Here is an 8,695-nt window from a genome sequence, read left to right on the forward strand (position 1 = left end):
TGGTCGATAATTGGTTTGACAGGATCCATTACCCTAGCTTTTCTTTGCTTAATATGACCCACCGTAGGGTTCCAATCTTCCTTTTCTACATATTTCTTTGCCGTTCGGGGGTCCACACCTAGTTGTCTTGCAATTTCCGCATATGATAATCCTTTTGTATTAGCTAAAAACCTGATATAATCTATTTCAGCCACTTTCAACATCTCCTAAAACCTCCTGTACACGTTGTCCGCATACAGAAGTGTATTTGAGTTTTGGGGATGTTGGCAAGTGGTTTTTTACTTTCATTTACTAACCATATAACCTACATAAATTAGCTGCCAAAAACTACATTTCTATTGTGCCATAAACAGGTCGGGGCTCATAACTATGTTCTCTGAATACAATGGTAAAACCATAGACATATAAAATTTTATTTTATCTATTGATGCAACATTTAATTGCTCAAATAATCTTTGATAAATAGGTCTTTCTGATTCTAGACAACTTAAGAGAATATAGGATTGGGTTGATTCTGGGAATACTGTTATAGCAAGGCGGTGCATCATACCTTTTACTGTATGCCTAATTTTTTTTCCATTCAAATCATAATCTGGAGCAATATATGCATAGTTTGCAAACTTAATTTTTTCTGGAATTTTAATAACATAGGTTGCTACACCATTATAAGTACCAGACATTATTTCTTTATCAAAATGAGATTTAATTGGTTCAAACTCTCGCATTTTTAACTGTAGCATCCTGTACATTCCTACCATCATTGGTGACTTGAATGCAACTGGGTTCTTCTTAAAACACGCTTTGTAAATATCCATTGCTGTATGTTGCTTATAGTATTCAAAAATGAATGCTTTGTAGGCATATATAAACTTCATTTCTTCATTTAAATCATCAAAATCTGGTGCACCCTTTTCGATAGCAGTAAAAACAATATTATCGTGCAAATCACAGAAACAAGTTTCAGTAGTTGCATCATTAGCACTGGTTCTACTCATTTGAACAATAATAGCTGGCTCTCCTTTTTCCATCGGAATAAATAAAGGCTTTTTCTTTGTGTTCATCGTATATACATGACGCTCTTTTCCTGCAAGCATAGAAATAATTTTATTATTTTGCAAGGCATGTGCTTCTTTTATTTTACCTTTACAATGGGCTTTGTTTGGATGCATACAGCATTTTTTCATTGATTTTCTCATCATCTCCATGACTTGAACTTCTGGTGGTTTCTTCGATGTTTGTGGCACTTCCACCACCTTGTTTTTACAACAATCTCGATATTTATCATCACTACCACATGGACAAAGCTCATTACCTAAAATTTTTATATATTTCAAAGGGTTCATTTTTCACCATTTCCTATATTGTTCTTATTAATATTGTTTTCTATCTTTTGGTGCTATCTATCATTCATACCTATAACATAGGTTGTATAAATTGAATCAATGCAGTTACTGCCACAGCAAATTCTGCAGTGTTTTTTAAACCTTTTAATCCTAAAATTGCAGTTTTAAGGAATGATTTTCTTGGATTTGCCGACTTAATTTCCTCTTTAATAACATCTATACTGCTAACAAGTGTCTCGAAATCTTCCTCTGAAATTCCCTGGGCATTCTTTTCAACTTCATCTATCAATTGAATTAATTTATCATAGTCAATTGTGTTAATTGTATTGGTTGCATTAATTACAGAATTATCACTTGCTATATTAACTTGTCCGCTCTCAACTGTTATAGAATATGTTACCCTTTCATCCACTCCCATATCTATTCCGATTTTGGTAAGAAAACGTTCAATATGCCTAATCAAAACCATTACTACCCTATCATTAAACCCTTTAACCTTATCCTGAAAGCTTCTAGAATTCGAATATCCAAAGGCGACACCTCGGTGAATGGGAATATCATTTTCTACTATATAATTAAGAATAGCAAAAACATTACGTATTTCTTCTTCATCGAGAGATCCTAAAGAAAATATTACTCTACCATATGATCCTGAAATTTCCTTAAATTCATTTTCTAAATCTTGATCACACTCTCCACATTCTTTTATATACTCATAAATTAATTTATTATTTTTTATAAATTCAATAAATTTTAATAAAGCTATATTGTAATCTTCAAAGTTGGCTTGCATTAATCGATTAGAAATACTGTTAAAATCATATAATATTTTTCTCAATTCCGCTCTATTCAACTTCATAATTTTTCACCCCACAAAATGGACAGTAGCATCCAGTTATTTTTAGCATTGGTTTAACTTTTGCTGTACGATTGCAGCAAGGAAATATTGTAATCTCTAAGGCTTCGATACCAGACCGTATAGGGTTTTCTGGTTCATGCTTAGGCTTTTTTCCAGCTTTAAAGGTTACAGGACCTTTTTTCAACTTTCTTTCCATCTTTTTAAATTCATCATGGATCACATCCATTGCTTTATTTTTTGCCATTGTCAAAGCCAACTCAAGTACATCTTCTGTGATATAGCTTTCACTAGTTAATCCACAACTAGGACAATATATTGCCAACACCTTGTCATCTTCAAAATCTGTAGGTGTTGTTTTAAAAAAAGTTCCACAATGGGAACATTTTAGAAGGCTATATCCAGAATCATCTGTTGGTATTGAAATCTCTATGCTAAACTCATTGCCCATCAGTTTTCCCCCATTTCTATATCATTCAATTACTGCACACCCCTTATTCCTTTGCACACCCCTAAGCGCAGTAACTTTTAGGGTAATTAAATTGTATCAATTTCTGTAAGATTATATCAATATATATGGTCTTTATTCTCCCTGAATAGCTCTTTTGCAAAATCCGTAGAACTTCTAAATTATCTCCTTCAATAAAGAAATTTTTTGTTTGATCCTCATTTTCACCTTGACCTTCACATATCTTCAGAGTCCCTGTTGGTGGGGAGAAAGCGAGTTTTCTTGCATCTTTTTTTCCTACCCATTGCAAACCATAGTACTCTTCTCTGCTATCTTCTAAAATCTCATTATTTACACTCGATATCAATTCTCTAAACACTTCTAAATTAAATTTTCCTTCAGTAAAACTTTCTGGAAACAGCTCCTTCAACCTTTCAATTTTATCCTCATCTATACGTTCTGGCCTTTTCAATTCTTCTATTGGCATTCCTTACACCTCTTCTTCTAAATTTGCTTCCATTATTTCCATCCTTGCATACTCCGTTCCATAGTCATCATAGAAGGTTAAAAAATTGTTTTTACCTTGGCTGGATGAAAAAGCATATTCTTTATATGATTCGCATGAAAAACGGACATCACAGTTTCGGCAAACATGTACCGCAAAGGTTTTGTTATCTCGGACTTTAGAATTCAATTTCTCAACTGGTGGCGGGTTGAATTGAAACCCTTCAATCATATCAACCACCTCACCAAATGCTTCTAAATGGGCTTTTACTTGCTCAGCTTCTAATTGAATAGGAACTTCAGGATTCCATTCGGAAATAGCATCTTCTAAAATTTGTGGATTGTTTGCTTGAGTTGCCCGTTGTTTTGCCTTACTTAATTCATCCGTTTCCCCAATGGCAATTATGGATGCGCCGTCCAAATGTTGTCCCCGTACAGACTGCCAAATATGGGCATATATATTTAGCTGTCCTTCGTAATCTTTTTTATTGCATCTTACAAAATTAACATCATGGGTTTTAATATCATACATGACAGTCCTGTCACCCTCTTTTACAACATCCACTACACCTTGAATCGTATAAAATTTTCCCTTTGGCGTTTTTTGCTGTGGAAGAGTGAGTCGAACTTCTGTATCGGAAACATTCTCAGCAAGCTTTCTAAGTTTTTTCCAATATTGTTTCACTTGCTCTAAAGCCACCTTTTTGACATGAGGGGACAATGAGTGCCCCCCTTCTAATCTCAATAGTTCATAATTCTCTTCAAAGGCTTCCTCAATAAATTTTAACATTTCTTCATTATTCACTTTTATCACCTCTTAAAGAAATGATCTGGTTATGAATATCTTCAATTGTTTGGTGAACCAAAGAGCCAAACAGCATGGTTTGCGAACGAGAAGGAACAAATCCGTATTTTTTAAACACCATATAATTCCTTGGGCATTTTATATACATCAAATAATCACTTGTGTATGAGTAAACCTTTGAAATTTCATTTTCTTTCACTACTACGTTTGGCATGTCCGATATTACTACGCTTGGTATTTGGGGGTATTTCATTTCCTCCAGTAATTGCTTGAATGCTGGTTCAACTTTTTGTCCTCGTTCCCTTAAATTACTAATAATTAGCATCTCTTCTGCTCGTGATAATGCAACATAGAATAATCTCATTGTATCAAATTCGGGAATACGTTCTAATGGTTCGTTATCACCATCAATTAAAGGTCGTATAATCTCCTCTTCTCTCGGAACATTCTGATTCTTCTTCCCAGGATTTCCAATGACAACATACGGAAATTCCAAGCCTTTAGATTGGTGGATTGTTAAAAACGGGACCCGACCTTTTGGAAAAGGTGTTTCATCATTTTCTACTTCGGTTTCTCCAATTCTAAAGAGACCGTAGACATATCGACCAAAGAAATCATTAGCAAAACGGCCCTCAAGCAATCTTGCACCAGTAATGACGGAGGTGGCGGATTGCTCCATATACCTTGATAAATACTTTGAAATCATGGATAAATTGCAAATAGGTCCTTCATCTACTCCATCTTCCGCAAGTTTGAACATTTGCGAAAAATATGGGAACCCACACAAGCGATAAAATAGGTCCAAAACATTCCAGTCCACGGATGTTGCACGATTAAGAATGTATTGTAAGCGGAAAGGTTTTCCTTCTTTATTACTTTGCTCAATGATTTCATCTAATCTTTTTGAACCTAATCCCCTGATTGTTTGTTGAGATATAAGCGGTGTTTTTGATAATATTCTTTTATGTGTTAGGGGAACATAATTATCCTTTAAGGACCAGTTATTGTCATTAACCGTTTTTAATAGTCGGATATAATCCTCTTTACACCTTTTTAGCTCCTCTATTTTTACTGTAACAAACTGTTCCAGCCTTTCATCCTTCTGCATCAATTCTCTTGCTATATCTTCTATAACGTCCAACCAATCATGATAGTCTTTATATACACCTGAATAGTCTTGTCTTGCAGGTTTGCCAAATACCTTTGTAAAAATACCGAACATAGCTTTGGCCTCTTCTACTTCTAAGAATCGCCCTGCCCTTGGAGCATATACTGGAATTCCTTCCTCTTCCAAAGCCCTCTTCATTCGTTTTACATGTCGATTGTTTTTTAACGCTGGAAATAAAAAAGCAATTTGATTCAAATCCTCAATTTTTTTTTCGTCGATTAACGTTCTAACAAATTGGGCTATCTCCTTCGCTATATCTTTAGATTTTGAAGGGGTTGTTGTAATTACAGAAATATCCTTATCTTGTTTAAATGCTTGAATATCCTTATCTTGTAATCGGTAATATCCATCACCATTTTCTCTTTCCCAGCCAATCTTCTCAATGAAATTTGTATAGGTTAAAACAATTTGTTTTTTTGAGCGATAATTTATGTTTAATTTGATCTCCTTTGGGGATGTTTGTAAATACAATAGACTCCTTTTTGGAAACTGAACAAAGTTCTCAACAGTTGCCCCTCGGAAACGATACAGCGCTTGGTCATCATCACCAACCACGCATAGGTTCTTTCTTCCCTTTGCTAATCGAAAAAATAGTTGTTCCTGAACTCGATTCGTATCCTGAAATTCATCAATTACAACATGTTCAAATTCATTTATAACATGCTCACTTTCAAGCAACTGATGTAATGCCCTTTGCTGAAGAAGTGAAAAGTCTACAATATTATTAGAATGGAGTCTTTTCTTATACCATTCATATAACTTTGCAATTTGAAGTAGTGTTTCATCTTTATTCTTAATTGCATAATTTTTAATTATTTCAACAGGAAGGTTTTCTTCCGAGAATCTATTAAATATTGAAATGATTGATAATGCTGTATCATGGCGCGATTTCGAACGTTTCCCAAAGTATTGCTTCATATCCGAACGCCATTCATCCTCTTTTACATGAAGTAATTCTTCTGTCAGTTTCCAAAATAAACTTGAGTTTATAAAATAGTATTGATCCAGTTCGTCTAAAAGAAAAGGGGGGGTAACTCTGGAGCGATTCTTGGTAAATCGCCTATCAGCGATTATTCTTTGACAAAGTGAATGAACCGTTCCAACATACATTCCTGATAAATCATAAGGGGTGCCTGTAAGATTAGTCACTGTTCCTAAAATCGTTTGTAATCCGTCCTTCAATTGCCTTGCACCCTTTTCTGTAAATGTTGATAGATAGATTCTTTCTGGCAGTACATTTTTATAAACTATTGCATTTACCGTCCTCCATAATAGAACCCTCGTTTTCCCTGATCCTGGCCCCGCCATTAGGAAAAGAGGTCCATCCAATGATAAAATAGCCTCTCTTTGGCCTTCATTTGGTTTAAATCCATGTATTTCAAACAATTGTTCTAATGTCACATTACCATTTTTACCCAATCTTCTCCCCCCACATAGAAAAAATCTATAATACACTATGTGCTTTATATATAAATATAATTTTTAAACCCATGCCACCATGTTCCCAAAAATAAAGTTCCGAATCAGCTCAAACTTAAAAATTAATCCTATCCTGTCGCTTTCTCTGCACTTTTGCTGTTATTCTTGTACCTTAATCCTGCCTTTTCCCCTTCACCTGTTATATCCCCTGTATTATCACACATTTCAGGAACCTCCACTATTTCCTTCAATTTTAATCATGTAAATCTCTTGCAGTCCTTTTGTATATACTAAAATTAAAACAAACTCCACCTAAACCCCATTTCCCTCCCTTCCAAGAGTTTTACACGGTTTTCTTCAACAGTAGACACACCCCGTCTACGTATCGTTAAGAGTAGAAGTAGTCTGTTGGGGAGTTGATAACAAAAGCAGTCCTAATAAAATTAAGGCTGCTTTTGTCAAATATCAATTTTCATACCATCCTAAAAACAACTTATTGTATGTCCAAGCATTATATTTACCCAAGAAAGACAAATATATCTTTAAGCCTTTTCTTTTATATTAATCATTAACTTTTTTGCCTTCCCAGTCCCATCTTCCATCTTTATTTGGATTATAAGGCCTATATTTGCCTTTCCCAATCCTATAATAGAGATCTCTTTGACCACTTGGGTAATGTCGCCTGGATGTGTGATTGACACAGTCTTGAATTATTTGACACCTTACTGTGCTTTGATTTATATCAGGATATTGCTTTACTAACTCACGAATTACTTCAGAGGGGGTAAAAGTTATATTATCTTTCCCTTGAGTTAATTTTTCGATAGCATCGCTAATTACGGTCTTTACTCTAACAGGCTCTTTCCATCTAACCCCTACATCGTTTTGATTTTCTGCTGAACCATAACCGACTACTCTACTCGTACTTACTATAAAGTCATCCTGTTGAGTCCTAAGTATTTCATATTCTATACAATTTATATCTACCCCGTAGACCTCTCTCAAATAAATACATACTTGTCTAATAGTAGGGCTAATTTCTTCAGCTACAATAAATAATCTCTGTTTCGTATTAAACCGCACAGATATTGGTTCATCATTGTCTGGCATATAAACTTCTGCAAAAATCTCCTGTAAATCCTTATTATTAAAGGCCTTATTATTTTTGTAATAATCTTTAGCAATTACGTTTAAACTCTCATAGTTGAGAGAGGCACCCCATGCCGAATATTCGAGAATCTGAGCAACTACTTCTCTCGGTGTCTTTCCTTTTTTTAGCTCTACAGGGATTAAGTTGCCAGAGGAATCAAGGCCCATTAAGTCTGGATATTTATCGGTCTCACCAACATAAGCGGAAACCTACCTTCCTATCCAAAGAACTGTACTTTCTTCCTCATCAAGTAAAACAGAAGGTCTATTTTCAAGCCAATTCTCAAAGTCTTTTTCATAGCCTATGGAATCAGTCTCTACCTTTTCCAAAATACCCAATTCTATTTGACCCTTCTCATATTTTAATTTGTATAATCCCATCACTATTTCCCTCAAAGCACTTTGCTACTACTGTATTGTAGTGGCATGTTTTTTAACTTGAGTTCCTAAAATAATTTTGCCCACAACTTTTTTGGCATTGATGACTAAAGCACGATTAGTGCATATGTAAATAATAAAGCTGACGTTAAAAATGTAGCTGTTATTAGTATTTTTACTTTTTTGATTTTATTATTGAATTCTATTGTTTTGGTATTTATTAAATCCTGAATTCGATTAAACTCGTTACCTAAAAGAAGCTCAATGTTATTGTATAGTCTTGAGCCATTCTCAGTTTTCTGGACACCATTGCGTGTACGTAGCTTAGATTTTCTTTCATTTGCTAGCTAGTTCATTTTAAGCCGCCATAGCGGCCAGTTGATGCTTGTATTTCAGCGGGCTAATCCACCCTAATGCGGCATGTCGTCTTTGCCTATTGTAGTAGATCTCAATGTACTCGAAAATCGTTTGTTTAGCGTCTCTTCTGGTTCTAAAATGCAGGAAGTTAGTACATTCACACTTTAAGCAGCTGAAGAAGTTCTCTGCTGGTGCATTATCATAGGGATTGCCCTTGCGACTCATGCTTTGACGGATTTGGTGCTCTTCAAGTAGAGCTCGAAAAGCT

Annotated in this window: 10 protein-coding genes; all 10 read right to left on the reverse strand. The window is 34.9% G+C overall.

All coding sequences use genetic code 11. The features are described from left to right. Positions 1-203: sigma factor-like helix-turn-helix DNA-binding protein (locus BR02_RS14495; RefSeq protein ID WP_034639468.1), on the reverse strand; the 203-nt coding region annotated here is incomplete at its 3' end. 132 nt (positions 204-335) lie between these two features. Then, positions 336-1,343, reverse strand: a complete 1,008-nt coding sequence (locus BR02_RS0112165) for an SEC-C domain-containing protein (protein WP_114638891.1) — start codon at positions 1,341-1,343, stop codon at positions 336-338. Positions 1,344-1,413: 70 nt separating this feature from the next. Continuing rightward, positions 1,414-2,202, reverse strand: coding sequence for a hypothetical protein (locus BR02_RS0112170; protein ID WP_031517494.1), 789 nt, complete (start codon positions 2,200-2,202; stop codon positions 1,414-1,416). Continuing rightward, complete coding sequence (locus tag BR02_RS0112175) at positions 2,189-2,650, reverse strand: hypothetical protein (RefSeq protein ID WP_031517496.1); 462 nt, start codon at positions 2,648-2,650, stop codon at positions 2,189-2,191. The genes BR02_RS0112170 and BR02_RS0112175 overlap by 14 nt, the downstream gene beginning before the upstream one ends. Positions 2,651-2,711: 61 nt before the next feature. Beyond that, complete coding sequence (locus tag BR02_RS0112180) at positions 2,712-3,134, reverse strand: hypothetical protein (RefSeq protein WP_031517498.1); 423 nt, start codon at positions 3,132-3,134, stop codon at positions 2,712-2,714. Between the two features lie 3 nt (positions 3,135-3,137). Further along, positions 3,138-3,956, reverse strand: a complete 819-nt coding sequence (locus BR02_RS0112185; protein ID WP_031517500.1) for a PD-(D/E)XK nuclease family protein — start codon at positions 3,954-3,956, stop codon at positions 3,138-3,140. Continuing rightward, positions 3,949-6,543 (reverse strand): ATP-dependent helicase, encoded by a 2,595-nt coding sequence (locus BR02_RS0112190; protein WP_031517502.1) that lies wholly within the window; start codon positions 6,541-6,543, stop codon positions 3,949-3,951. The genes BR02_RS0112185 and BR02_RS0112190 overlap by 8 nt, the downstream gene beginning before the upstream one ends. A gap of 561 nt (positions 6,544-7,104) precedes the next feature. Continuing rightward, the gene (locus BR02_RS0112205; protein WP_031517504.1) at positions 7,105-7,860 is read right to left on the reverse strand and encodes a DUF7669 domain-containing protein; all 756 of its coding nucleotides are present in this window, start codon (positions 7,858-7,860) and stop codon (positions 7,105-7,107) included. Between the two features lie 42 nt (positions 7,861-7,902). After that, positions 7,903-8,088: a hypothetical protein gene (locus tag BR02_RS15505; RefSeq protein WP_207641033.1), complete on the reverse strand. Its 186-nt coding sequence runs from the start codon at positions 8,086-8,088 to the stop codon at positions 7,903-7,905. Between the two features lie 339 nt (positions 8,089-8,427). Further along, positions 8,428-8,695: IS3 family transposase (locus tag BR02_RS15185; protein ID WP_031517526.1), on the reverse strand; the 268-nt coding region annotated here is incomplete at its 5' end.

Source organism: Desulfofalx alkaliphila DSM 12257 (genome assembly GCF_000711975.1).
Lineage (GTDB): Bacteria > Bacillota > Desulfotomaculia > Desulfotomaculales > Desulfohalotomaculaceae > Desulfofalx > Desulfofalx alkaliphila.

Coding starts and splice junctions, on each gene's coding strand:
- BR02_RS0112180 (WP_031517498.1), bottom strand. CDS start 3,134: ATGCCAATAGAAGAATTGAAAAGGCCAGAACGTATAGATGAGGATAAA.
- BR02_RS0112205 (WP_031517504.1), bottom strand. CDS start 7,860: ATGGGCCTTGATTCCTCTGGCAACTTAATCCCTGTAGAGCTAAAAAAA.
- BR02_RS0112175 (WP_031517496.1), bottom strand. CDS start 2,650: ATGGGCAATGAGTTTAGCATAGAGATTTCAATACCAACAGATGATTCT.
- BR02_RS0112170 (WP_031517494.1), bottom strand. CDS start 2,202: ATGAAGTTGAATAGAGCGGAATTGAGAAAAATATTATATGATTTTAAC.
- BR02_RS0112165 (WP_114638891.1), bottom strand. CDS start 1,343: ATGAACCCTTTGAAATATATAAAAATTTTAGGTAATGAGCTTTGTCCA.